Here is a 24,749-nt window from a genome sequence, read left to right on the forward strand (position 1 = left end):
CGGAGAGCCTGCCCCGGACAAGGCGCTGACGCGGCGCCGGCGCTATGGCCCGTTTGCCTTATGCGCGCTCGGCCGCGACAGTCATTGGCCGCGCGACCTGGGTTGGGGAGGCGGATTCAGCGTGCTTCTTCATAAGCGCAAAACGCCGCTTGCTGGCCTCGGGATTAATGAGGGCAAAGCCGATTACGCTGGCGACGACTGAAAGCACCCCGGCGACAACAAAACCGGTGTCGTAACCTAGGCCAGGATTGGATGCGCCCTGAATGAACCTGCCCATCAGCGCGGGTGCTACCAGCCCGCCGGTAGTGGCCAGTGCGCTGTTAATCGACATCATTGCGGAACGCTGGCTGTCAGGAATAATTTCCGCAACAATGGTCGAGCTGAGCACGAAGGTTATCTGCGGCAGATTGCATCCGATGGCAAGCAGGACGACTTTGAGCAGCGGCTGCTGCACGAAATAGACCGCAAACAGTATGATTGCGCCACCCAGCAGAACAAAGCTGCAGGTCAGCCATCCCCGGGCGCGACAGGATCGCATACCGCCCCGCAGCAAGCGTTCGGACAGCCAGGATCCACCCAGGACGATAGGGATGTTAAAGGCGGTGAATACCATGAACATCCAGCCCGTCTGTGTAGCGTCGTAGTTCATCACGGTGCCGAGATAGGATGGAATCCAGGTAAACATCACCGAAAAGATCCAGTACGTGGTCCAGTAAAGCAGCATGTTCGCCAGGAAGGTCCTGTCGGATATGAGCTTCCAGTAAGAAATAGCCATAGCCGGCTTTTCCTGGGCCGTGCTCTTTGCTGCATCAGGGCTTGCCACCTTGCCTTCCGCGCCGAAGATGGCCCAGACCACCATCCATACCACGCTGGCCAGGCCCAGCGCCATGAACGCGGCGTGCCAGCCCCAGCGCACCAGCACATAGGACAACACAGGACCGGAAATAAGCAGTCCCGCTGTAACGCCCTGGAAAATCACTGCCGAGGGCAGACCGCGCCTGTCGTCGGGAAACCATTTGTAACAGGCATGCAACGCAAGCGGATAAGCCGGCCCCTCCCCTATTCCGAGCAAAATCCGGGAGAAGTAAAGAAGCGGAACGGAAGCAGTAAAGGCAAGGGGGAACTGGGCGATGCCCCAGATGGCCGCGCAAACAATCAGCAGTCCTTTGGATGACACCCGGTTGGCAATAAAGCCGAACCCGATGGCCGAAATGGAGAACAGCAGGAAAAAGCTGCTCGCGATCATGCCGAACTCGGAAGGCGAAATGCCCAGATCGGCCATTAGCGGTTTGGCAACGATGCCGAGGATGGCCTTGTCCATGAAGTTCAGGACCATGAATAGCGCAAGCATCAGAGTGATGACCCAGGCGCGTGGGACGGTGCGGGATACAGGCGACATTTTTTGCTCCGTAAGAAAGATAAGATCAAGACTGGCAAATCGGGCTGGACTCCGCAGGCGGCTCACTTCGCTGCCGTCCGTACGATGGCGGCGCATGGTGTAGACACGCGATGACCGCTGCTCGATTGCTGGTGCTGATTTCCTCGCTACGCGCGAGGTGCGGGAATGGGCCTGTAAAACCCTGATAGCGTTTGTATGACATTGTCTCCTCCAGATTTTCCGGAAAGGTGTGGTTAAGCTTATTCTTGTTCTTTTTACGGATGCGATGCGGGACTGGCTGTCATTGCAGCCGCCTGCGAAGGCGGCTGCCCGCCTAGTCAAATACAACCGCTGCGCCTGGCGGCGGGCTGAACCCGAGGTCGCCGCGTTCAATCACGGCCTGGCGACCGCCATTGGCCTGCAGCAGTTCCGCCTGGCGCCGCCTGACTTCGCGGTCCACCGCGATCGGGTCGCAGACCGCGAGGAGGCGGGCATGGCACTCGGCGAGTACGGCGACCTGGCAGGGGTCGGCTGCAAGGTCGGTAAGTTCCTCGGGGTCCGCCTTCAGATCGAACAGTTGCGGCGGATAGTCAATGTAATACACATATTTGTACTGGTGGTGCCGGATCATGAATGCCCCGGTCGACGACCCCATGCCGTGATACTCGACCAGCACGTTGCGATCAGGCTTTTCGCCCTGGGCAAGGGAATTGAGCGAGATCCCCGGGAAGCCTCCCATGAGCGAAGGATCCGCCGCGCCAACGGCTTCCAAAATAAACGGATAGACATCCACGTGGCTGGCGGGCGTGTCGATCACTTCGGACCTCGGGATATTCGGCCCGGCAATGATCAGCGGCACCCCGGATGCCTCTTCGAACATCGTCGACTTGCCCCACATGCCGCGCGCCCCGAGGTTATCGCCATGATCGCTGGTATAGACCACCTGGGTGTCGCCCGCCAGGCCCGACTGGGTCAGCGCGTCAAGCACGAGGCCCACGTTGTGATCGAGGAAGGAGCACAGGCCGTAATAGCCTGCGAGCGCCTTCTTCAGCTTTACCGCGTCGAAATAATCGTCGTAGTTGAAGCTGCTGCGGTAGTCCATCAGATAAGGATGAGTGGGCCGCTCCTCGCGCGCATACAGTTTCGGCAGGGGCAGGACCTGATCATAGTACTGGTAGAAAAACTCCGGTGGCGCGGTGAGCGGGAAATGCGGCGCGACAAAAGAGACGAACAGTACCCAGGGCTTCTCCTGATGCTTCTTCGCTTCCTCGCGCAGCCACACCTGTGCGCGGGCGGCGATCTCCCTGTCGTAAAAGGTGTACTGACTTTCGCCGGGGCCAGCCATGTTGGCCATCTTGTAGGCGCCCTTGCGCACCGGCAGGTCGCTGCGCACCAGACCCATCAGGTCGCCTTTCCCTTCAATGATATGCATAGGGATGATTTCTTCTGAGAAGCCATGGTCCTCGCCGGTCTCACGGAAATGCAGCTTGCCGATCGATACGACCTGATGGCCCCGGTCGCGCAGCTTATGGTGCCAGCTTGGAATTTTCCCGTCATAGGCGTCGGCGTTGTCGGCGTAGCCGATCTGGTGGATATATTTGCCGACGGCGAATGAGGCACGCGCCGGAATGCAGACTGGGCTGGTGCAATAAGCCGAACTGAACCGCACTCCTCCCGCGGCAAGCCGGTCGAGATTAGGGGTCTTGACGATAGGATGCCCAGCACAGCTGAGCATTTTCGGATTGTGCTCATCAGACATGATGACTAACAGATTTTTACCGGTACTGTTCATGCTTCAACTCCTTATCATATGAAGCTATATAGGACTAAAAATGACAAAAATTTTTTTGACTGCGAAGGAACAGGACGAGGTAAGTGCCCCTGCTCCTTCTTTAAACCTGTGCTTTACCGTATGGTTCGCAATGAAAAGGCAGACCCCATTTCCGCCGGAACACTTAAAACCCGTTCCGTCGGCGGAATGAAGAACTCCTGGTAATACACGCAGGCGCTGGTGCCCATCCGAGCCACCGCCTGCAGGAAGATACCGGGCGTGCTAGCCGCCACGTCCAGCGCGGTCGCCATAGTCGCATCCAGCCGGGTAAGACGGACTAGATGGTCGACATGGGTAATCGGCACATTGGACTCCTGCGCAATCATCTTCTTGAAATTCAGTCCATTGAGCTTGGCTAGCGGCTTTGCCCACAGCGCGGGCAACAGATTCCTGTCGGCGTAGAACTGCGTGTAGACATTGAACTCGTTGTCGACATTAATCACCCTGTCGATCTTAATGACGCTATCGCGGGCGTTCGGGAAATACTGCATCCACGCTCCCGGCGCAACAGCTTGTTCCCGCTTGAGCACCTTGGAATAAATCGGCAAAAAGCTATGGCCATCGTCCGCCACGAAGCGGCAATGCCAGGGATCTTCCAGCCGCAGATTCGTATCTGCCACAAAGCTCCCGAGGCCATGCTGGCGCACCACGATTCCCTGTTCGGCAAGGCTGCGCAGGGCGCGCTGCACCGTCCCCAGGCTGAACGGCGTGATCTCGGCAAGCTCTTCTTCGGTCGGCAATTTGTCTCCTGCCTTCCAGTGGCCCGAGGTAATGCCTTCAATTAGCGCATTGGTAAGAAGCATGTATTTCGGCAAGCCGCTGCGGTTGGGTTGGTGCAGCCGTTTGAAAAGCTCAGAATGATCTGTTGTTATTTCCATGATTTTCCTAAAAAGGCGGACTGCCGAGCCTGAATGATGCAGACCTCTTCTTTAATCCGTATAGAAACTATATAGCTCTGTCGGACTGATTAGGCAAGCCATTTCTATTTTCTTCGGTGTCTTCAGCGGCCGCGCGACGAAAAATCAATGCATCCACGGACCGCCCGCTACCTGCCTTGCGTGATGACCTCGGCTTGCCTTGGCACTGCGGCAAGCTCATCGGCACGGCTGCCAACGAGACCTGCCCCGTGCTGTCCTGCCGCCGCGTCGGCCAATATCATATCGGAAGCCTTTTCGCCGATCATGATTGCCGGCGCATTGGTGTTCCCCGAGATCAAGGTCGGCATGATGGAGGCATCCACGACGCGCAAACCCTTGACGCCCCTGACTTTCAGCCGCTCGTCGACGACCGCATCGCTTCCGCTGCCCATCCGGCAAGTACCTACCGGATGAAAGATCGTGGTGGCGTACTTGCGGATGAAATCGAGGATCTGCTCGTCGGACTCGACCGCGGCGCCCGGCCTGTACTCTTCCAGAATGTATGGTGTCATCGCGCGGGTCGCCGCCAGCGCTCTCGCCACGCGTACCCCGGCAATCATTACCTTCCGGTCATGCTCGGTGTCCAGATAATTCGGCTTCATTTCCGGCGGAACGCTCGCATCCGCGGACCTGATCCTTATCGTGCCGCGGCTGCTGGGCCGAAGCTGGCACATGGACATGGTAAATCCCGAAAACGGATGCGGTTTGCCGGCAGTCATGTCGGCGCTGATCGTACCGAAGTGAAACTGTATATCCGGTGTCGCCGCATCTTTCATTGCACGGGTAAACAGTCCGCCCAGCTGAATGCCAATGGCCAGCGGGCCCTTGCGAAAGAAAGTCCATTTCATACCGATCTTGGCCTTGCGCCACAGACTCATGAGATCGTCATTGGTGGTGATAGGCTTGGAACATTTATACATGAGCCGCACCTGCAGATGATCTTGCAGGTTTTCGCCCACGCCAGGCAAGTCCGCCACTACCGGGACACCATATCGCTTCAGCAGTGCGGCCGGGCCAATGCCGGACAACTGGAGCAGTTGGGGCGACTGGATCGCTCCTGCGCAGAGCAAGACTTCATTGCGCGCACGTACGACCCGCTCCCTGCCACGCTGGCGGTAGCGCACGCCCGTGGCGACGGTGCCGTTGAACAGAATTTTCGAAGCGAGCGCTTCGGTCGCGATCGTCAGGTTGGGTCGCAGGCGGGCAGGCTTCAGGTAACCCTTGGCAGACGAGCAGCGCAGGCCCTTGCGCGAGGTAAGTTCATAGTAGCCGGCGCCTTCCTGTGTACGGCCATTGAAGTCCTCGTTATGCGGAATGCCAAGCTCCCCGGCGCCGGCAATGAAGGCATCGACCAGTTCATGCTTTTCGCGGATCGGCGAAACGTGCAGCGGGCCGCTTGCGCCATGATAGGCGCCGCCCACGCCATTGTTGCATTCCGCCTTGATGAAATACGGCAGCACCTCTTTCCAGGACCAGCCGTTGTTGCCCAATGCTGCCCAGTGATCATAGTCCTCGGCCTGGCCACGGACGTAGACCAGACCATTGATCGAGCTGGAGCCGCCCAGAGTTCGGCCGCGCGGCCAATAGATCTTCCGGTTACCCAGGTTGGGCTCCGGCTCGGTGTAAAACTGCCAGTTGACCTGCTTGTCGAACATGGTCTTGCCATAACCGATCGGTATATGGATCCAGATATTCTTGTCCGCTGGCCCGGCTTCCAGCAGCAGCACAGTGTGCTTGCCGTTCGCCGTCAGCCGATTGGCCAGCACACAGCCCGCGGAACCGGCGCCAACGATGACATAGTCATAAACCTGCTCTTCCACTTTCGTCTCCTTGATTTTCAACGCGCTGCTACAACGTTGTCATTACAGGTCCAGCACCAGCAGTTCGGACTGCGCGCGCGAGCAGCAGATCATCAGGTATTGCTCGCGCTCCGTATCGTCGAGGACGAAGTCGGTGTGATCCGGCGTGCCTTCCAGGTATCGGGTGCGGCAGGAACCGCATACCCCGGCCTCGCAGGAACTCTCACAGGGCACCCCTGCTTCGCGCAGCGTTTGCAGGATCGATTTTCCTTCCGGGACCGGCATGGTCTGGCCGGTGCTCGCGATCCTGACCTGGAATTCGCCGCTGGCGGCGGACGCTTCCTTTTGAGGCCACGCTGCTGGCGGGGCGGCAAAGTGCTCGCAATGCACCGTGCCGGCCGGCCAATGCGCGCTTGCCTTGGCGATCGCCGCCATCAGGCCCGAAGGGCCGCAGTAATAGAGGTGCGTGTCCTGCTCAGCCCATTCGAGGACTCTGGACAGTGGAATGCCCTTTGCGGGGTCGCCATGGTCATAGTGGTGAACCAGCGTTCCCCGCTGCACCAGCGCTTGGAGCTCTTCCCTGAACGCCGTGCGCTCCGGGGAACGCGAGCAGTAATGCAGAACGTAGTCGCGGCCTTGGGCCTCGAGCACCCTGACCATCGACATGATCGGCGTGATGCCGATGCCGCCGGCAATGAGCACATAGCGGCGCGCGCCCTCGTGCAACGGAAAGTTGTTGCGGGGTGCGGATACCCGGATCGTGGCGCCGGCATGCACCAAAGTGTGCATGGCCTTGGAGCCGCCACGGCTGTCAGGCGCATTGAGTACGCCGATGACGTAGCGTTTGCTGTCACCCGGGTCATTCGACAATGAATACTGTCGCACGAAATTGCCGGGAAGATGGACGTCCACATGACTCCCGGCGGAAAAGGGTGGCAAGTCGCCGCCGGCCGGGTCAACCAGTTCATAGACGTTGATCCCGGTGGCCACGTTCGTGACTGAACGTACGCGAAGCTCTAGCATGGTACTCCTCCTGATGAACTATGCAATGCGGCTGCCTTAGAAACCGGTTCCCGTGCGAAGCTGCTTGAACCCGGCCTTCAGGCCGCCATCCAGATCATCCAGCCGGCGTCGTACATGCGCATCGCGCGCCTGGCTCGGCAGGCCGTCTGCTTCCTTGAGGATTGCGAGCACCTGCTTGCCAAGACGCGCAAGCAGCGCCCGGTCGTCCTGTTCCTGTGGAACCCGCAATACCGTGTCCTGCGCATACAGAGGCAGGGTGTCGCCGCCCGCCTGCATCGTATTGTGAGTGGCATTGGGCTTGGTATGGCCGCGTACGGCATCGCGCAGCAGCTTGCGGCACATGTATACGCCGACATCGGACCGGCCGGGATTTTCCTGGGCATGGATCGCGATTGGGCGCTGGCTCACCAGCGCTTCCCAGTCGCCGGGAGCGCGCTGACCTTCCTCATAAGTACGATTGCCCGTCTGGCCGACCAGGAAATCGATCTTGTCGACGCCGCATTCCTCTTCGCTGCCCAGGTGGTCGGGGTCGACTTCATCGTTAAAGTGGCGATAGCCAAAGATGATCATGTGGGTGTCGTCGACTGGCACTTGCCAGCGGGTCATTGCCGTCGTCGAATGCCGCTCGCGCGCAGCGGTCGGCACCAGCGAACCGATCTGCAGAAAATTCGGGAACAGCATTTCGGTGATCCTTATCCAGACCTTGTCCTCCGGCAGGCGGCGCGCGGCGATGAAAATCATGCCGTTGCCTTCCCGGGTTGCCTCCCACTGCATCACCGGCATGTCGCCGAATCCTTCGAGCGAAACCCCTTCGGACGTGGAGGCATCGACGCCTTCGACCGTCATGTGGTTATGCAGCACGGCGGTGTGCATGTGGTCCATGATGTTCTCGAACACCTGCAGCCAGTTGCATGGATAGATATTCGAGAATGGCACCAGCCGCGTTCCCTTCGGATACACGTACGAGTCGAACACTGGAAATTCGGGCATGGAGTCGGGCGCACCCAGATAGGCAAAAACCAGGCCGTCGCGCTCGAATGCCGGGTAAGCGCCCTGGCATACGATTTCCTTCAGTCGGCTGTCGGCCGGTTCGCAGGGCGTTTCGATCAAGGTGCCGTCAAGGGCATAGTGCCAGCCGTGGTAACAGCAGCGGATGCCCTGGTCGGTGATGATGCCAAATTCCAGCGAGGCGCCGCGGTGGGCGCAGTGGCGATGCATCACGCCTACCCTGCCCTGCTTGTCGCGGAACGCTACGAGGTCTTCGCCGAGGATGCGAATTGCTTTGGGCAATTCCTTCAATTCTTCCGACAGGCAAACCGGCTGCCAGAACTTGCGCATGTATTCACCCATCGGCGTCCCTGCATCGGTATGGGTGAGTTCGGCATCGTGGCCCTTTGCGCTGTCCTTGTGCTTGTAGTAACCGCCAAAAGGCATGTGCTTCAGAACGACTTCCTTGGTGACTTGGCTCATGGGTATCTCCGTTATAGGAACAATTTTGATCGTTGATAAAAACGCATTTGAAGTACAGGGCTTACACTGGCATTGCCTGGCTGACGAACTTGATATGCAGGTAGGCATCTAGCCCTTCGGGACCGCCTTCGTAGCCGACACCGCTTTGCTTCAAGCCGCCGATCGGCGCGTCGGCCAGCGACGGGGTAAAGCTGTTGATGCCAATCCAGCCCGCTTCGAAGACTTCGGTAACCGTCGCCGCATTGCGGATCGAGCGGGTGAACGCGTAGGCGGCAAGACCGAAGTCGACGCCATTGGCTTTTGCGACGGCCTCGTCGATCGTCGAGAACGACATGATCGGCGCGACCGGGCAAAACGGTTCTTCATGCAAGATGGACGACTGTTCATCGAGCCCGGTGAGAACGGTCGGCTCGAAGAAAAAGCCGCGCGTCCCGATGCGCGACCCGCCGGCGGCGACACGGGCGCCGCGATCGCGCGCATCGGCAACGAAGGCTTGCGCCGCATGGAGCCGGCGCGCGTTGTTGAGCGGCCCCATCTGCGTCGCCGGCGACATGCCGTTGCCCACGACCAGCGCGCGCGCAGCGGCTGTGAATGCATCCACGAAACGGTCATGGACATTCTCATGCACGTAGAAACGGTTGGGCGACAGGCAGACCTGGCCGGCATTGCGATATTTAAAGGTGGCGCAGGCGCGGGCAACGCGGTCCACATCGACATCGTCGAACACGATGACGGGTGAATGCCCGCCTAACTCCATCGTCGCCGGCTTCAGATGCTCGCTTGCCATCTTGCTCAGCAGTTTGCCGACCGGCACCGACCCGGTAAAAGTGACTTTTCGGATGATGGGCGACTTGATCAGGTATTCCGATATCTGGGCCGGATTTCCGAACACGACATTAATGACGCCGGCCGGCACGCCAGCGTCCTGGAAGGCGCGCGCCAGCTCAATGCATGCGCCGGGCGTTTCCTCGGCGGGCTTGATCACGATCGAACATCCGGCAGCCAGTGCCGCGGCAAGCTTGCGCGCCACCAGCACGACCGGAAAATTCCACGGCGCAAAGGCTGCAACGGGGCCTACCGGACGCTTGATCGTCGATTCCGTCACGCCAGGCGCGCGCGGCGGCATGACCCGGCCGTAAGCCCGCTTGCCTTCTTCGGCGCACCAGATGATGGTCTCAATGACGCGGTCCAGTTCCCCCAGCGAATCAGCAAGCGGCTTGCCGTTTTCCATCGTCAGGATTGCCGCAATCGCCGCCTTGCGATCGGTCACAATCTCCGCCGCCCGCTTCATCACGTCGGCTCGCGCCCAGGGCGACATGGCGCTCCAGGTGGTGAAGCCGCGTCGGGCCGCTGCAAGCGCGCGGTCGAGATCGGCCAGTGACGCATGGGGCAATTGCGCGAGTACTTCCTCCGTGGCAGGGTTGATCACGGCTTGGGTGTCGTGCCCTTCCGGCCCATACCATTCACCGTCGATCAGCAAGGGAAGCTGGCTGGGGTAGTGGTGATTGTTCATACGCCTCGTTCTCCGTTAAAGGCCGGGATACATTCGGCGCATGGCGCCATGCACCCGGTATGAAGGGCCGCCGTTTCATCGGAGCGGCAACGATTTTCCTATAAAGCTATATAGTTTTTAGGGAAGAAGTCGTTCTTTCCTATTTTGTTTGAATCGCTGGTTGCACTGTAGTCCTATATAGTTTTAGATGCAAGCGGATTTTTTTATTATTTTCTGCTTGAGGATTGGCCGCTGCCGATTCCATGCCACGCCGAAATAGCGCCCGCTCACGGGACGCTCGGGATCGCCACGCGTGTCCTTGCTGCCGGTTCGATGCTGATCCTGATCCAGACGGTGGGACCTGCCGGCGTACCGTTAATTGGCAGCCCAGCGACGATTCCAGCTTTCAAAACTCTGCGCTGGCATAGGCATGCTGATCAGGTAGCCTTGGGCAACGTCACATCCGAGCGCGGCGAGGCGCTTCCAGACGGCGTCGGTTTCCACGCCCTCTGCCGTCACCTTCAGGCCGAGGTTGTGCCCCAGTTCAATCGTGGAATGCACGATCACTTCGGAATCGCCGCTGCTGATCATCGGCATGACGAACGACTGGTCTATCTTGATGCCATCGACTGGCAACCTCTGCAGGTAACTGAGTCCTGAATAGCCGGTGCCAAAGTCGTCAATGAAAAGCTCTACGCCGAGATTCTTCAAGCAGGTCAGCGTTTCCATGGCCGCGGCGGGATCGGCCATCAGCGCGCTTTCGGTCAGCTCGAACTGGATCATCTGCGGTGATATGCCCCAGGTCGAGAACAGGCCGCCGATGCGATCGGCCAGTCCGGGGCTGTAAAGGTCGTACGCTGACAGGTTGATCGCGAGTGCCTGGTTCACGCCGGCTTCGCTCCATGCATGGCTTTGTCTGAATGCCGCGTCCAGCATCCAGTGTGTCAGGGGTGTGATTGTGCCCGCCTGCTCGGCCAAACGGATGAATTCGGCGGTCGAAACCATGCCATGCCGCGGATGCTGCCAACGCACCAGGGCTTCGACGCCGCAAACACGGCGCGATGCGATGTCAACCTTGGGCTGGCAATACAGGCGCATCTCGTTACCTCGAATTGCCCGGTGCAGGTCACCGATCAGTGCCAGGCGACGGGTATATTCCTGCTCCTGGCCAGACCTGTACATCGCGTAGCCGCCGTAGATCGGCCTGGCCTGGTGCATCGCGGCGTTGGCGCGCTGGATCAGGGTTTGCGCATTGGTCGCGTGTTCTGGAAACAGCGCGATGCCGATGCTCATGCCTGCCTGGAGCATCAGCCCGGTGACCTCGACTGGCTCGCCTAGCGTAACGGCCAAGTGCTGCGCTGCCTGTGTGGCAGAGTGGGCACTGCCGTCCTGTAGCAGGATGGCGAACTCGGCGTCGCCCACGCGCGCCAGGACTTCGTCGGGCCGCACAGCCTTCGCCAGGCGCCGGGCAAGCTCCTGCAGCAGTTCCTCTCCTGCACGGTAGCCGAGTACCTTGTTCACTTCGCTCAGTCGACCAACTTCCAGGTGCAGCAGTGCAAGCGCGCGGCCCTGCTGCCTGGCGTCAGTCATCCGCGCTTCGATTTTTTCCTGCAGCAAGGTACGGTTTGGCAATCCAGTTAGCGGGTCGTAGTACGCCTGACGCACAATGATGGCTTGCGCCTTGCGATGCTGGACACTGAGACGCAGATTCGCGATGCCGTACGCCAAGTCGTCGGCAAGTTCACCGAGCAACGCGATTTCCTCGGCGTCAAAGGCGTCCGGTTCAGGCGCGGCCATCGTTAAGGCTCCGAATACTTCGCCATCAATGCGCAAGGGAAAGGAAGTGGAAGAAGCAAAGCCCATACGCCGCCCCCGCTCGCGCAGGCTGTCGTAGCCTGGGTCGGCGTACACCGGATCGGTCAACAGATTGCGCGCTACGTCGGGGCGGCCAGTGCGGATTGCGGTGCCTGTCGCATTGCGTCCGCTCTTCGTATCGGTCCATGTGTAACGCAGTGTCTCCAGAAATGCGATGTCGACACCGACCGCAGCCATCCAGCGCAGACTCCTCCGTTCGTCCTGCTCGGCATAGGCGACTGCGGAAAGGCGGTAGCCGCCGGTCTCGACAATCACCCGGCACATTTCCTGCAGCAAATCATTCTCGTTGGAGGCGCGCAGCAGGGTCCGGCCGCCGGCGCTTAACGTTCTAAGCGCGCGAACGGCTCGTGTAAAACCCTGTCTGACTTGATCCTCTGTCAGTGCCGATCCGTCTCCACCGTTTTTCTGTTCAGTAGCATGCCCCATCGATTTCTCCACCGGCTGCTCTTTGGTATTAGACGATAGTCGCGCACATTGCAATGACTGAAACACTTGCGCCTGTTCTTGAGCAGCATGCTTTCATACCAAGGACCCGTCTGCCTGAAGGTGCGGCACGAGCCATTCGAAGGCGGCATTCAAGCCTTGCGCCCAGGCACGGAAGCTGCCGTGCTTTGTCAACGCGCAGTGCGCATTCATTGTTGATTCTTGCCCCTTTCTGGCATCCAGAGTAGATCAGCGCCATGCCATCCGCTCGGAAATCGCCGTCAGCAGCCAGGGTCGCCAAAGCTGTAATGCGGCTCGCGCTGTCTGAGCAGCATCGTCTGTTCTTTGCGCTGAAGGACCACCTGTTCCCTAACAAGAAGCCGGACATCCACGGGCGTATCAAGGACATCCGCGAGGCGCGCAACACCTCAAGCCTGTGCTGCCCGCATTGCCACGGTGACCAAGTTGTGCGCTTTGGGAAGTACCGCGACCGACAGCGCTATCGCTGCAAAATGCCTGAGTGTGGAAAGACCTTTAACGATACTACGCTGAGTCCATTGGCAGGCACCCGCTACAGCGACAAATGGCTGCAGTACATCCAGTACATGGTGTCCAGTAAGCCTCTGCGGTACATTGCGAAGAAGCTCGAAATTCATCTAAGTACGGCGTTCTACTGGCGGCACAAGGTACTGTGCGCGATTCGAGCCATGGGCTTTGACAGCTTGGCGGGCATCGTGGAGTCTGATGAGACTTACTTCCTCGAATCCCATAAGGGCCATCGGAACATTGCGGCGGTATTCGGGCGAAAGCCTCGCCGAAGCGGTGGGAAGGCAAAGAAGCGCGGCATCAGCAAAGAGCAGGTTTGCGTGTTTGTTGCACAGGACCGGCAGGGCCATGTGTTGTCCCAGGTGGCCGGAATGGGCCGAATCGCCTCTTCCGATATTAAAGCCATTCTCGGCAGCCATACAGAAGGCATGACGACCCTTTGCACGGATGCTGAAGCGCAGTACCTCAAATTCGCGAAAGAGGCTTGCGTAGACGATCAGGAAATCAACGCGAAGGCTGGTGTGCGGGTCAAGCGGGAATCATCCACATCCAGCACGTCAATGCTCACCATCGCCGCCTGAAACAGTGGATTCGCCGCTTCAACGGCGTTGCAACCCGCTGGACGGACAATTACCTCGCCTGGTTGCGATTCGTAGACAAGCATGGCCATCTTGACCGCGCCGAGGCCATTCATCAGATGCTGGTCAGTGCTTGTTCTATTCCGGCCAGCTTCCCTGTCGCCGCTCTCAAGCCCAGCCGTGGCTAATTGTCCTTGAAACGCTTCTTTTACGGGCAGTGCATCCTACTGGTCGCTGGGTGTCTGCGACTGATTCGGCCGCTGCTCTTCCAATCGTCTCGTCTGGACTTCTTCGATGAGCTTGCGTACATGCTCCAAGTGCTCGCGAATCGCCAGTTCAAGGTCTGCATTGCTCAACGTTTCCGGTCTCGTCTTTGTCGAAGTAATGGGCATACGTTGTATCTACATAAGACTCAATTGTCACAAGTATAACAAATCAAAATCTACTGTCTTTGTCTTGCCCATACACCCTTGAAGAGCATTAAACACAACAATCTTTACGAACTTCGCTTTTGTCAAATCCGTGTTCCGAACTGCGAAGACGCAGCGCCTGTAGCTCTCCCACTTCCAGGGTATCTACCCGGTCCTGCCCACCGTCCAAGAAGCAGGGACGATTTTGTCCGCAAAGCCCGGGCGAGGCGCCTCCGGGGACCCGATCAGCTTGTCGTAGACCTGCTCGCGCGGGCATGGGCCGCGATCCCGAAAGCTTATGGGATGACCAAGCGGCAGGACGGCCGGCAATTTTCTCCAGTTGTTAGATACATCCCGCTCAAGGCGGCCGCGCGATGTGCGGCCTCCGGGCGGCATGACGGAAGTTGCACCCTCCTGCCATGGCGACAAAGTCACGCAGGCACCGTCACTCGACAGGGATACCTTCAAGGTATGGAAAGGATATTTAATCAGTGTTGGACGCACTTATACCGCTTATCTATCCTGTCAATACCGGCAATTCACCGGGCCTTCCCTGACTGAGCTAATGTCAAATGTCGTGTACGACTGGCCTGAAGGATAGAAGGAACATCAGGCGGCGAGCTTCTGTTGTTCCGGCGGATTGTCCGGCGCCGGGATACCATCCTTGAACGGCACGCCGTCCAGTAATGGCTGAATTCGGTCGGCGCCGCGAATCCGGCGCCACGATTTTTCTGCCTCTTCCATCAGTTTGAATGCCAGCCCCAGGAACGTAGCCCGCGACAGGCAATTCCTCGCCCGCGTGGTTCGATGCCGCACCGTGGCAAACGTTGATTCGATCGGATTAGTGGTCCGTACATGCTGCCAATGCTCCGCCGGGAAGTCATAAAACGCCAGCAAACTCGCCTTGTCATGCGTCAGCTTGTCCGCGGCCTTCGGATACTTCGCGCCATAGGTCGTCACGAACTTCTCGAAGGCGACAAGGGCATCTGCCCTGGTGGCTGCCATAAAGATGTTTTGCATCGCCGCTTTGGCTCTGGCTTGCTGCGATGCCGGCAACGCATTGAGCACATTGCCCAGCTTATGGAACCAGCAGCGCTGCGCCCGTGTGGCAGGAAACACCTTTTCCAGCGCGGCCCAAAAGCCCATGGCGCCATCGCCCACTGCCAGCAGCGGCCCAGCTTGCAAACCGCGCGCCTTCAAGTCCAGGAGCACCTCGCGCCACGACGCCGTCGATTCCCGGAAGCCGTCGGCAATGGCCACGCGCTCCTTCTTGCCATCCGGTGTAACGCCCACAATCACCAGCAGGCATTGCCCATCGCCGCCCTCGCTCCTGACGCCGGTATGGATGCCATCGGCCCACCAGTACACATAGCGGGCAGCGGACAGATCCCGCCGGTCCCACTGCTGCCATTCGTCCGACCACTGCGCTTTGAGGCGGCTGACCACGTTGGCCGACAGGCCTTTGGCTTCCTCGCCCAACAGCACCGACAGCGCTTCGCTCATGTCGCCGGTCGAAATGCCTTTGAGGTATAGCCAGGGCAGTGCTGCCGATACACGTGGCGACTTCCTGATATAGGGAGGCACCACCGTCGAATGGAACTTTACGCCCGTTCCCGAGCGGTCTCGCACCTTCGGCACCCTGACCGTCACCGGCCCGGCTGCCGTGAGCACGTCGCGCTCGGGCAGATAGCCATTGCGCACAACGGCTCGCTTGCCTGACAAGGTTCTCACGTTGGCGTACTGCTCCAGCAGTGCTGCCAGCTCTAGTTCAATCACTTGCTGGATGACTTGCCGCGCGCCGCGACGCACCAGTTCGTCCAGCGATATGCCAATTTCCGGTAGACCAATGGTTGCGTCTTGCTTATCCTTGCGCATGGTGGGAGTTTCCTCTGTTGGTTGATTTGACCTAGACAATCAAATTCTCCAACAAAAACTTCCACCGCCTTCCTCCAGCCTTCAGGCATCAGCCCGTACACCACTTCTGACTATAGCTCTCCCTGACTATCTATATGCCATACGCAGAATTAGCAGATGCAAGACTGCATTACACGATTGACGGCGAGGAATCAAACCCGGTTCTCGTTCTATCCAATTCGCTTGGTACGTCGCTCGATACGTGGCTGCCCCAACTGGAGAGGTTTCGTAAGCATTTTCGCGTTCTGCGTTACGACACCCGGGGCCATGGAAAGTCCGAGGTTGTGCCCGGTCCCTATACGATTGACCAGCTTGGCCAGGACGTCATTGCACTCCTTGATTACCTGGACGTTGAAAAGGCGCATTTCTGCGGCTTGTCAATGGGTGGGCAGACTGGAATGTGGATAGGTGTTCACCATCCTGAACGCCTGTCGCGCCTGATTCTGGCCAACACCGCAGCCTACATCGGCCCCCCTGAAAACTGGACAAACCGGATTAACGCAGTCAACGAGAATGGTCTTGCATCGATTGCGCCGGGCGCTGTCGCACGGTGGCTCACACCGGAGTTTGCCGCCTCCCATCCTGCGCTGGCAAGCGAGTTGCTGGCAATGCTGCTTGCAACTCCCGCAGCAGGCTATACAGCGGCGTGCAGTGCCGTGCGCGATGCAGACCTGCGCAAGGATGTCGAGCGCATCACTTCGCCAACATTGATCATTTCCGGCACGTTTGACTTGCCGACGCCGCCTGCCGATGGACACTACCTGCAGCAGCAAATACGAGGCGCCCGCTACGTTGAAGTCGCTGCAGCGCATATATCGAATCAGGAGCAGGTTATACCGTTCGGAGATGCCGTGCTAGATTTCCTCGACCTGTAAATTCGCGTTCCAGGACTCGGCAAACGGAAAACCGGAACGCACTAAGCGAAGCAGTCGAAGCAGTCGATCAACGCGGTCAAGCTCATTCCATGTGCACTATCATCGGTCTAGCCCAGTGTGACCTAAGCAGGGCCCTGCTGCGGCCGACGAGGCGGTAAGCAGCATGGCCAATACTGCTTTAGGGTGAACCTGGACTTCCGCCATCACCTCAATAACTTAAGGATCCGCAGCCTGGGCCACTGGTGCCAGACCGATAGTGCAGCTTACGCTGCGCAATGTGTGTGCGCAAAATGCATTGCGCCTGACCGTGTCGCGGAACAGCATATCGCATTCGCTCTTAACGGCAGCCTGCTTGCCGCATCTAGCTCTTTGGACCATGCACCTTGGACGCTCCTTTGGGCACCGATCGCGCTGGCTGTGCTGCCGAGTCATCCAGCACTCGGATCGTTCCCGCTTCAGGATCCACTTCGACCATGGCGCCCTGCGGAATTACAGCCGTAATGTCGGTGTCAAAGCCAGCAAGCATCGTAACGTCGCCCAATGCAGCGCCTTGCGCCAGTATCGTATTGACCGTATTGAAGATGATGGCGGACGGCGCCATGTTCCGCGACTGCATTTCGTGCAGCATCCATGCGGTTGCCACACCCCCCTTTGCCGTGTCCAGCACTAGAATCTTGTCGACATAGGACTGGCCAGCCAGCTTATGAGCCGGTCGTGAGAACACACCGCGCAGACGGTTAAGATCGTAGCGCGCCGAAAAGCCGTCATGTGCCACGAGCGCCTGCCCGACGACACGTCGCCCCATTGAATGCCTAGCCGAGTAAGTCTTGTCGCTCATTTCAGTTCTCCTGTCATAGCGGCGTTCACGCAGTCCTGCATCGTCGCCAGCATCGGTACGTAGCCATAGCCGCCAAGGATGTTGACGAGCTTAGCACTGTTTGTCGCCAACCTTTTCCAGCCTTTCGCCTCCTGCATCTCCCGGGCATAGGATTGATAGAAGCACATGCCGGACAATACGGTGCCGCCGGCGCTTTCAATCCGCTGGGTGTAGCCAAAGCGGTCACTATCCGGCTTGACCTGTGGGCTGGTCACTGCCAGCAGCGGCTTCTTGAAGCGTTTGCCATCGCACAGCGCGGCCAGGTCGCGCAGCTCGTACAGGCTCAGTTGCGGTGCGGAGAAGACCACCACATCAATATTCTTCTCTACGGCATAGGCTTCACGCAGCGCATCCAGGTCGCTCTTTCCAATGCGATGGGCAACAGGCAATTTGTCGCCTCCTACATCGGAAAGCCGCGATGCTTCCGGGGTAATGCCGACCAGGTGAAACAGGGCCGTCGATCCAAAGCTGGCCATCGCTGCGCCGAAGTGCTTCAACTCATCGGAGGATGGGCCGCGGTCCAGGCCTTCCAGAACGGGCACTTGCCAGTAGTTGTTCGCCAAGCGTCCGACCACCCCGCCCAGTGCGCCCCAATCACTGAGCTCGCGTGGTGTCCAGTCCACACGCACTCTTAACGTCGCTTGCCGCTGGCCGTCCAGATGGAAACCATACCGTGGCGTGCGCCCAGTCAGGCCTGCTGATAGCGCAGAAGGGCCGCCTTCAAAGTTGGAACGTGCCCCGCCCACCGAATTGGAATAGATCACCACGCCGGTATCGCCGAACGCGACATGCTCCCCGCGCGTAGCGGCCAGGATCGTTTGATAATTGATGCAGGTGTCCGTCATGCTTACGCCAAGGCGGGTAAATGCTGCGATGGCGCGACGCTCCAGTTCGAGCATCCACTCCTCCTGCCCCAGAAATGATGCCTTTTCAAAGTCCGTGCCCCGGGGATCAGTGATCGTCGGTATCCGCACGCCGCCTTCGCCAGCATCAGCCAGGCGCTCTAGCCACATCACACCCGCCTGGCCGAGGCTCTCCGTATCAGCCATGATGTGTGCTTGAGTTACCGGGACAAAGTCCTGAGCGCCAAAGAACCTGCCGACTTTGATCTGGTGTTCAATCGCGGTCTTTGCCACGATGCCCAGTTCTCCCGCAAGCATCGCTTTCTCTTCATCATTTAAAATCATAGGTCTCACTTGATGGTAATGCCGGTGGCGCGCACAGCTTCGCCCCATTTGGCGGTTTCGGACTTCTGGAAATCAGCGAGCGGAAGTTTCATTGGTTGTATGCCCATGGCTTCCAGCTTCTTGGTGAACTCGGGAGACTGCGTGACAACCTCGGCCTCGGTTGTGATTTTCTTGGAAATGGTGGGCGGTATGCCGGCCGGGCCAAACAGCGCCCACCACGCCGTCGCTTCAAACTCGGGAAACCCGGATTCCGCTATTGTTTTCACGTCAGGCAGGATGCTCGATCGCTGCCGGCTTGAAATGGCCAGGATCCGCAGCTTTCCTGATTGGACGTGGGGAAGTACGGACTGGAGCGGATCAAACATCAATGGAATCTGGTTGCCGAGCAAATCGGTAACTGCAGGAGCGCTTCCTTTATAAGCAACATGGGCCAGGCGGATTCCGGCTTTCGCCGAAAACATTTCCGCAGCCAAGTGCCCGGGAGTGCCGTTCCCCGCAGAACCATAATAGATTTTTGTAGGATTGTCTTTGGCTTTACTTACAAGTTCGGCCAACGACGTGATGTCGGACTGCGCATTCACTACCACGGCGACGGGCGCACTCGCCAAGCTTGCCAACGGCGTAAAGTCCTTGGTTACGTCATAGCCCAGATTCTTGTACAAACTTGGATTGATCGCGTTCGTCCCAACGGTACCCAGCAACAGCGTGTACCCATCGGGCTGGGACGCCGTGACAGCCTTGGCGCCGATCGAACCGCCGGCGCCACCCCGATTATCGACGACGACCGATTGTCCTAAACGCTCCCCGAGCATTTGCGCGAACGGCCTTGCCACAATATCGGTTGGACCGCCCGCCGGGAAAGGAACAACCAGCTGAATCGGTTTCGTGGGAAAGGCCGGGCTATCATTCGCCCATGCTGCAGCAGAGGCACCCAAACCTATTATGAAAGGCAATACCGCCATTTTCCTGCATATGTGCCGGAACCGCATGCTTGTCTCCTTCATTGTTTATCTGCGCATTGGCCCATTACCGCCGACGCGCTGTTCACGACTGCTGCTTGGCTGCCTTCGTTTTGGCAGGTTGTAATGCCCTGGCTATTTCGAGCGGCCCCGGAACACTGAGGCGAAAGGTATATCGCTCAGGGACTATATTGATGCGCATGTATTCACAGGGGTGGCCGGTACCGCTGTAGGAAGTTCTTTCCATGATCAGGATATTGGTTCGTGCGGGGAGATCCAGTTCAGCCGCAACCTGGATGCCCGGCTTAGCGCACTTGATTGCGACATCGGCACGACTGATGCGCAGGCCCATGTACTGCTGAACAATATCGTAGATGGCCAGTTGCCGCGCCCTCGCCTCGCCCAGCGATGCAGCTTCGGACGGCAGGTAGGCCTCCACCACGGCAAACGGCGTTCCTTCCAGACAATATCGCCGGCGCAGGCGGACCGGAAAATCCAGACCCTGCGGCAACTGTGGATCCATGCGCCCAGCGAACGCGGAAAACTCCAGCAATTCGGTCTCGGGCTCTATGCCTTGGCTGCGAAGTGCTTCCTGGAAACCCTGCAGCGTGCTGAGATCCTGCTGGAGGCTGGGACGGCTGACAAACGTGCCCTTGCCCCGATGCGGGATCACTTGCCCACTCCTTGAAAGCAGTTGGATAGCTTGGCGGACAGTAATCCTGCTTACTGCATAGGTCAACATTAATTCCGCTTCAGAAGGAATTTTGCTTCCTGGCGGCAGCGTACCAGCCGAAATCTCTGCCGCGATTCGTGCTGCCAATTGCACGTACAGCGGCTCCGCACTGGAAGACATTAACGGGACGGGCGTCGACATATAGGCCTGCGCAAACAAGGTAAGTGGTAATGAAACGTTATAGAACATCATAATACATTCAACAGCGATTGCAACGCTATTTTTATTCTGCAAACAAAGAGAAATAGCTGCATGCCGAAGTCATTGACAGAGGAGATGGCCATAGCCAGGCCATATGCCCTACCCATCACAGTATCGGAAGATAACCGGGCAACACTTTTCAATCGGAGAAGCGACTTTGGCTTGTCGAATCGCGCATGACATGACTTCCCTAGGTAAATTGCTTGCAGCGCCGGCTTGCTCGACTGCCCTCCTCTCCCGCCATCATTTCTTTAGTTTAAGGCGACAAATTCTAAAATCGCTAGGTTGATAACCGGTATTATCCGCTCAGCGATTTATGGCGTTTAAAATGCGCTAATCAAAATCGTGCTCTTCAAAAATCCTTTCCTTTCCTTTGTTAGGTTCGATTTGAGCAGCACGAAGCAAATCAAGAACTTACAAGGTTTTGTTAGAAAGATTGCCACGCATCACAATGCTGATATGCCATCTGCGATGCGAGCAGCACGGAGATGCCGCCGTCGTAATGGGAGGTAAAAACTCTCACTATGGCGTGGGTAATTACGTCATTTCTCATCCACGCCACACAACATAGCAGTGGTTTTTCCAAGCTGTTTATGAGTTACAAATTGACAGGTGGATGGATTAACGCTCTATTAACCAAGGTAACTCTATCAACGCAAGACCGTTCCAGTTGGCCTGATCGAGAGCCTGGGACGACTGCGCATCAGCAGACGCAGCACGACGGCGCCTCATATCGATCTGGTATCAGTGCTAGCGATTTTGATATTGGACATTTAAGCGTGGCTTTACTAGCCTTGGCGGCATCCACACGACGACAACAGGAGACTGTCATGGCCGATTTTCTGCTCTACGAACAGCAAGGACACATCGTTACCCTGACGATGAATGAACCGGAACGCCGCAATCCACTTACCGGCAACACGGCCGTGCAAGAGTTTCTCGCCGCGATACAGCGCATCGAAAACGACCGCAGCGTGCGCGCAGTCATCCTCACCGGCGCAGGCAGCGTGTTCTCCTCGGGCGGCAATATCAAGGACATGGAACGCCAGGCTTCCGGTGCGGTCAGCGGCCTGCAAATCCGGCAGGAATACCGCCAGGGCATCCAGCGGCTGCCGCTAGCTCTGTTCAACCTGGAAGTGCCGGTCATCGCCGCTGTCAATGGTGCGGCAATTGGTGCCGGGCTCGACCTGACTTGCATGTGCGATATCCGGATTGCCTCGACCAACGCCAAGTTCGCGGAGAGTTTTGTCAAGGTGGGTATCGTTCCGGGTGATGGCGGCGCCTGGCTGCTGCCGCGGGTGATCGGGCTGGCGCGGGCAGCAGAAATGACCTTCACCGGGCAGTTGATCGACGCTCGGCAGGCGCTGGACTGGAACCTGGTGTCGCGCGTGGTCGCGCCGGAGGAACTGATACCGACTGCGCGCGCGCTGGCCGAACAGATCGCGGCCAATCCGCCGCATGCGGTCCGTCTAGGCAAACGCCTGCTGCGCGAAGGTATTCATTCACGTTCTGGACACACTGCTCGAATTGTCGGCTGCCTACCAGTCGCTGTCGCACCAGACGGGCGACCATGCCGAAGCCGTGGCCGCTTTTCTGGAGAAGCGCGAACCAGTGTTCAAGGGCTAAACAGCGTTCCGCCAGACACGGCATGTTTCGGCCAGGCAAAGGGGTTATACTGCGCGCCTACGAAAAAGCCCCTGCCATGGACCTGCGCCGCATCCGTCATTTCGTCGTCGTCGCCGAAACACTCAATTTCCGCCGTGCGGCTGAGCGCCTGCATATGGCGCAGCCGCCGTTATCGGTGTCGATCCAGAAGCTGGAAGCCGAACTGGACACCAAGCTGTTCGTGCGCTCGCCCAGTGGAGTGAGCCTGACACCCAGCGGTGAAGCGGCGCTGGCGGAAGCGCGGCGGCTGCTGTTTCACGGCAGCCAGTTCGCCCAGATTGCACACAGTGCGTCCGAAGGCACCGGCGGTGCGTTGCACGTCGGCTTCGTCGGCTCCACGACCTTCGGCTTGCTGCAGAAACTGGTGCCGCGCTATCGCGCCGAATATCCAGGCGTGGAGTTGATCCTACGCGAGGCGACATCGGCTCGCATCATGCAGATGGTTGAGGAAGATGCGCTGGACATCGGCTTGGTGCGCACGCCCCTGCTGCACAGTTCGGCTGCTACCCTAGTGCCGCTGGAGCGTGACCAGTTCATCGCCGCCCTGCCACGCGGCAACCGGTTCGTGAAAAAAGGCCTGCTCGCGCTTGGCGACCTTGCTGATGAGTCCTTCATCATGTACACCCGCACTGAGGCGGCCGGACTGCATAGCGCCGCCATGCTCGCCTGCCAGCAGGCCGGTTTTTTGCCGCGCATTACGCAGGAGGCGGTACAGGTGCAGACCGTGCTATCGCTGGTGGAGAGCGGCTTGGGCGTGGCGCTGGTGCCATCGGTCATGCAGCGCTTCGTCAGCGAGAAGATCGCCTACCGGGCGCTGGATGACCTTCCGCCGGCGGCCGAAATCGGGCTGGCCCTGATCTACCGGCCCGAGATGGAAAGCCCGGCGGCGCGCCGTTTTCGCTTGCTCGCCTGCCAGGAATTTCCGCTGCCAGCGTAGCGGCACGTATGCCGCAGGCGCGGCCCGATCATTTGCCGGATCAGTGCCTGGCTACTCCAGAGACACGCCGGTCTGCTTCACGATCCCCGCCCAGCGTGTCAGTTCCGATTTGACATACGCACCGTACTCTTCGGGCGTCGAACCGAGCGGGATCGCGCCCTGGACCGCCAGTTTCTTCTGCACGTCGGGATTTTGCAGCGCCTTCATCAGTTCGGTATTCAGGCGATTGATGATCGGCTGCGGCGTATTGGCTGGCGCCATGACTCCCTGCCAGGCGCTGACCTCAAAACCCGGCATGCCGGATTCGGCCAGCGTTGGCACATCGGGGAACAGGTCTATCCGCTTGGACGTGGTCACGGCCAGCAGGCGAAGCCGTTTTTCCCGTACAAAGCCGGCAATCGAGTTGACCGTATCTGTCATGAACTGGATCTGCCCACCTACCAGATCCGCATCCGCCGGCGCGCTGCCTTTGTAGGGCACGTGGACTGCGTCGATGTTGGCGGTCTGGAGAAACTGGAACGCGCCGAGGTGGGTCACATTTCCGGCGCCAGCCGAGCCGTACGATAGCTTGCCGGGATGCGCTTTCACATACGCGATGAATTCACTGACGTTGCTCACCGGCAGCGATGGATTGACCACCAGCCCCAGCGGCACGGTCGCAGTCAGGGCGACCGGCACCAAATCGCGCTGCACGTCGTAGGACAGCTTCTTGTACAGCGCCGGACTAAGTGCGATGGATGAGGTGTTATACAGCACGGTATAGCCATCGGCCGGGGCCTTGGCGACGAAGCCGGAGCCGATATTGCCGTTCGCGCCGCCACGGTTGTCGACAACGATCTGCTGGCCCATTTGTTCCGTCATTTTCTGGGCTAGCACGCGTGCCACTAGGTCGGTTGGGCCGCCCGGCGGGAAAGGGACGACCATCGTGATCGGACGGCTGGGATAGGAAGCCTGCGCGTGGGCACCCGGAGCGGCGAACGCGCCAATGCCGACCGCAACGACCATGCATGCCTGCGCAAGGCGTGAGCCAAGTGTGTGTAAGCGGAACGAATCCATTTGCTATCTCCTTTGCTTGTTTTATTTCAGCTTTTCATCTGTTGAAGCTGACTGGAACAGCGCCTGCTTGAACTCCGGCTGGCCCGCCGCGATGTCACGGTCAGGACATTGGACGAACCGTTGTTCAGCCGGCGTCGCCGCGTCCGGCCAACAATCGCCGCGCGGTGTAGGTCATCACCAGATCGCCATGCTGGTTGAATACCGTGATGGTGGAATCGACCACTGCGCGGCCGCCCTTCGAGGTCGGACGGATGGCATCGACTTCGACAACCGCATGCACGGTGTCGCCGACTCTGACCGGCGCATGGATCTTCTGCGTCAGTTCGAGCATGGCCAGGCCGGTGCCCTGTATCATCGTTTGCAACAGGAAGCCTTCGATCAGGGTATAGGTAAGCGCCGCCGGGACCGGGCGCCCGCTAATGCCGCCAGCCAGCGGCTCGGCATCGATGAACATCGCTTCCACCATGCCCGTCACACCGATGAAGGCGATCAGGTCCGCCTCGGTCACTGTGCGGCGAAAGGTCTTGAAGCGCTGCCCCGGCGCCAGGTCCTGCCAGTAAAATCCCTGGCCGAGTTGCTGTATCTGTTCGAGTTTGCTCACGA

General features: G+C 58.8%; 17 protein-coding genes and 2 pseudogenes. 4 read left to right on the forward strand and 15 right to left on the reverse strand.

What is annotated here, in order from left to right; translation table 11 throughout:
• Nucleotides 1-58 precede the first annotated feature (58 nt).
• From ABC383_RS23480 to ABC383_RS23515, 8 genes are all read right to left on the reverse strand, one after another.
• Entirely contained in the window at nucleotides 59-1,399 is a 1,341-nt protein-coding gene (locus ABC383_RS23480; RefSeq protein WP_413017749.1) for an MFS transporter, read from the reverse strand.
• A 313-nt stretch (nucleotides 1,400-1,712) separates the two neighbouring features.
• Nucleotides 1,713-3,170, reverse strand: coding sequence for a sulfatase family protein (locus tag ABC383_RS23485; RefSeq protein WP_413017751.1), 1,458 nt, complete (start codon nucleotides 3,168-3,170; stop codon nucleotides 1,713-1,715).
• A gap of 113 nt (nucleotides 3,171-3,283) precedes the next feature.
• Nucleotides 3,284-4,087: a GntR family transcriptional regulator gene (locus ABC383_RS23490; RefSeq protein WP_413017753.1), complete on the reverse strand. Its 804-nt coding sequence runs from the start codon at nucleotides 4,085-4,087 to the stop codon at nucleotides 3,284-3,286.
• Between the two features lie 167 nt (nucleotides 4,088-4,254).
• Nucleotides 4,255-5,946, reverse strand: a complete 1,692-nt coding sequence (locus ABC383_RS23495; RefSeq protein WP_413018471.1) for a GMC family oxidoreductase — start codon at nucleotides 5,944-5,946, stop codon at nucleotides 4,255-4,257.
• Nucleotides 5,947-5,988: 42 nt separating this feature from the next.
• Complete coding sequence (locus ABC383_RS23500) at nucleotides 5,989-6,915, reverse strand: PDR/VanB family oxidoreductase (RefSeq protein ID WP_413017754.1); 927 nt, start codon at nucleotides 6,913-6,915, stop codon at nucleotides 5,989-5,991.
• Between the two features lie 69 nt (nucleotides 6,916-6,984).
• Nucleotides 6,985-8,418, reverse strand: a complete 1,434-nt coding sequence (locus tag ABC383_RS23505) for a Rieske 2Fe-2S domain-containing protein (protein ID WP_413017756.1) — start codon at nucleotides 8,416-8,418, stop codon at nucleotides 6,985-6,987.
• 61 nt (nucleotides 8,419-8,479) lie between these two features.
• The gene (locus ABC383_RS23510) at nucleotides 8,480-9,931 is read right to left on the reverse strand and encodes an NAD-dependent succinate-semialdehyde dehydrogenase (RefSeq protein WP_413017758.1); all 1,452 of its coding nucleotides are present in this window, start codon (nucleotides 9,929-9,931) and stop codon (nucleotides 8,480-8,482) included.
• Between the two features lie 354 nt (nucleotides 9,932-10,285).
• Nucleotides 10,286-12,223, reverse strand: a complete 1,938-nt coding sequence (locus ABC383_RS23515; RefSeq protein WP_413017760.1) for a putative bifunctional diguanylate cyclase/phosphodiesterase — start codon at nucleotides 12,221-12,223, stop codon at nucleotides 10,286-10,288.
• 293 nt (nucleotides 12,224-12,516) lie between these two features.
• Between ABC383_RS23515 and ABC383_RS23520 the strand changes: the two are divergent.
• Nucleotides 12,517-13,520 (forward strand): annotated as a pseudogene (locus tag ABC383_RS23520) (IS1595 family transposase).
• Nucleotides 13,521-14,351: 831 nt separating this feature from the next.
• On the opposite strand, the gene ABC383_RS23525 reads toward ABC383_RS23520, so the two are convergent.
• Entirely contained in the window at nucleotides 14,352-15,617 is a 1,266-nt protein-coding gene (locus tag ABC383_RS23525; RefSeq protein ID WP_413017646.1) for an IS256 family transposase, read from the reverse strand.
• A 134-nt stretch (nucleotides 15,618-15,751) separates the two neighbouring features.
• On the opposite strand from ABC383_RS23525, the gene pcaD reads away from it, so the two are divergent.
• Nucleotides 15,752-16,531: a 3-oxoadipate enol-lactonase gene (pcaD, locus tag ABC383_RS23530; RefSeq protein WP_413017762.1), complete on the forward strand. Its 780-nt coding sequence runs from the start codon at nucleotides 15,752-15,754 to the stop codon at nucleotides 16,529-16,531.
• A gap of 361 nt (nucleotides 16,532-16,892) precedes the next feature.
• Here pcaD and ABC383_RS23535 read toward each other — a convergent pair whose 3' ends face one another.
• Genes ABC383_RS23535 through ABC383_RS23550 form a run of 4 tightly spaced genes read right to left on the reverse strand, consistent with a single transcriptional unit; the run spans nucleotide 16,893 to nucleotide 20,479 of the window.
• Nucleotides 16,893-17,369, reverse strand: coding sequence for an aconitase X swivel domain-containing protein (locus ABC383_RS23535; RefSeq protein WP_413017764.1), 477 nt, complete (start codon nucleotides 17,367-17,369; stop codon nucleotides 16,893-16,895).
• Nucleotides 17,366-18,595 (reverse strand): aconitase X, encoded by a 1,230-nt coding sequence (locus tag ABC383_RS23540; protein WP_413017766.1) that lies wholly within the window; start codon nucleotides 18,593-18,595, stop codon nucleotides 17,366-17,368. The genes ABC383_RS23535 and ABC383_RS23540 overlap by 4 nt, the downstream gene beginning before the upstream one ends.
• A 5-nt stretch (nucleotides 18,596-18,600) precedes the next feature.
• Nucleotides 18,601-19,584 (reverse strand): Bug family tripartite tricarboxylate transporter substrate binding protein, encoded by a 984-nt coding sequence (locus ABC383_RS23545; RefSeq protein WP_413017768.1) that lies wholly within the window; start codon nucleotides 19,582-19,584, stop codon nucleotides 18,601-18,603.
• Nucleotides 19,585-19,639: 55 nt separating this feature from the next.
• On the reverse strand, nucleotides 19,640-20,479 hold the full coding sequence (locus ABC383_RS23550; RefSeq protein WP_413017770.1) for a GntR family transcriptional regulator: 840 nt from the start codon (nucleotides 20,477-20,479) through the stop codon (nucleotides 19,640-19,642).
• Nucleotides 20,480-21,318: 839 nt separating this feature from the next.
• Here ABC383_RS23550 and ABC383_RS23555 point away from each other — a divergent pair.
• Nucleotides 21,319-22,114, forward strand: a pseudogene (locus tag ABC383_RS23555) (crotonase/enoyl-CoA hydratase family protein).
• Between the two features lie 76 nt (nucleotides 22,115-22,190).
• Complete coding sequence (locus tag ABC383_RS23560) at nucleotides 22,191-23,090, forward strand: LysR family transcriptional regulator (protein WP_413017772.1); 900 nt, start codon at nucleotides 22,191-22,193, stop codon at nucleotides 23,088-23,090.
• A gap of 51 nt (nucleotides 23,091-23,141) precedes the next feature.
• On the opposite strand, the gene ABC383_RS23565 is transcribed toward ABC383_RS23560, so the two are convergent.
• Nucleotides 23,142-24,095, reverse strand: coding sequence for a Bug family tripartite tricarboxylate transporter substrate binding protein (locus tag ABC383_RS23565; RefSeq protein WP_413018473.1), 954 nt, complete (start codon nucleotides 24,093-24,095; stop codon nucleotides 23,142-23,144).
• Nucleotides 24,096-24,270: 175 nt separating this feature from the next.
• Nucleotides 24,271-24,747 carry a MaoC family dehydratase gene (locus ABC383_RS23570; protein WP_413017774.1) on the reverse strand — a complete coding sequence of 159 codons (477 nt, stop codon included), beginning with the start codon at nucleotides 24,745-24,747 and terminating at the stop codon, nucleotides 24,271-24,273.
• Nucleotides 24,748-24,749 lie beyond the last annotated feature (2 nt).

This window comes from Noviherbaspirillum phoenicis, assembly GCF_047237965.1.
Taxonomy (GTDB): Bacteria; Pseudomonadota; Gammaproteobacteria; order Burkholderiales; family Burkholderiaceae_D; genus Noviherbaspirillum_A.

What these genes read in the sequence shown, in the direction of transcription:
- ABC383_RS23480 (WP_413017749.1), bottom strand. Translation starts at nt 1,399, where the DNA reads ATGTCGCCTGTATCCCGCACCGTCCCACGCGCCTGGGTCATCACTCTG.
- ABC383_RS23485 (WP_413017751.1), bottom strand. Translation starts at nt 3,170, where the DNA reads ATGAACAGTACCGGTAAAAATCTGTTAGTCATCATGTCTGATGAGCAC.
- ABC383_RS23490 (WP_413017753.1), bottom strand. Translation starts at nt 4,087, where the DNA reads ATGGAAATAACAACAGATCATTCTGAGCTTTTCAAACGGCTGCACCAA.
- ABC383_RS23505 (WP_413017756.1), bottom strand. Translation starts at nt 8,418, where the DNA reads ATGAGCCAAGTCACCAAGGAAGTCGTTCTGAAGCACATGCCTTTTGGC.
- ABC383_RS23510 (WP_413017758.1), bottom strand. Translation starts at nt 9,931, where the DNA reads ATGAACAATCACCACTACCCCAGCCAGCTTCCCTTGCTGATCGACGGT.
- ABC383_RS23525 (WP_413017646.1), bottom strand. Translation starts at nt 15,617, where the DNA reads ATGCGCAAGGATAAGCAAGACGCAACCATTGGTCTACCGGAAATTGGC.
- pcaD (WP_413017762.1), top strand. Translation starts at nt 15,752, where the DNA reads ATGCCATACGCAGAATTAGCAGATGCAAGACTGCATTACACGATTGAC.
- ABC383_RS23535 (WP_413017764.1), bottom strand. Translation starts at nt 17,369, where the DNA reads ATGAGCGACAAGACTTACTCGGCTAGGCATTCAATGGGGCGACGTGTC.
- ABC383_RS23540 (WP_413017766.1), bottom strand. Translation starts at nt 18,595, where the DNA reads ATGATTTTAAATGATGAAGAGAAAGCGATGCTTGCGGGAGAACTGGGC.
- ABC383_RS23545 (WP_413017768.1), bottom strand. Translation starts at nt 19,584, where the DNA reads ATGCGGTTCCGGCACATATGCAGGAAAATGGCGGTATTGCCTTTCATA.
- ABC383_RS23550 (WP_413017770.1), bottom strand. Translation starts at nt 20,479, where the DNA reads ATGATGTTCTATAACGTTTCATTACCACTTACCTTGTTTGCGCAGGCC.
- ABC383_RS23560 (WP_413017772.1), top strand. Translation starts at nt 22,191, where the DNA reads ATGGACCTGCGCCGCATCCGTCATTTCGTCGTCGTCGCCGAAACACTC.
- ABC383_RS23565 (WP_413018473.1), bottom strand. Translation starts at nt 24,095, where the DNA reads ATGGTCGTTGCGGTCGGCATTGGCGCGTTCGCCGCTCCGGGTGCCCAC.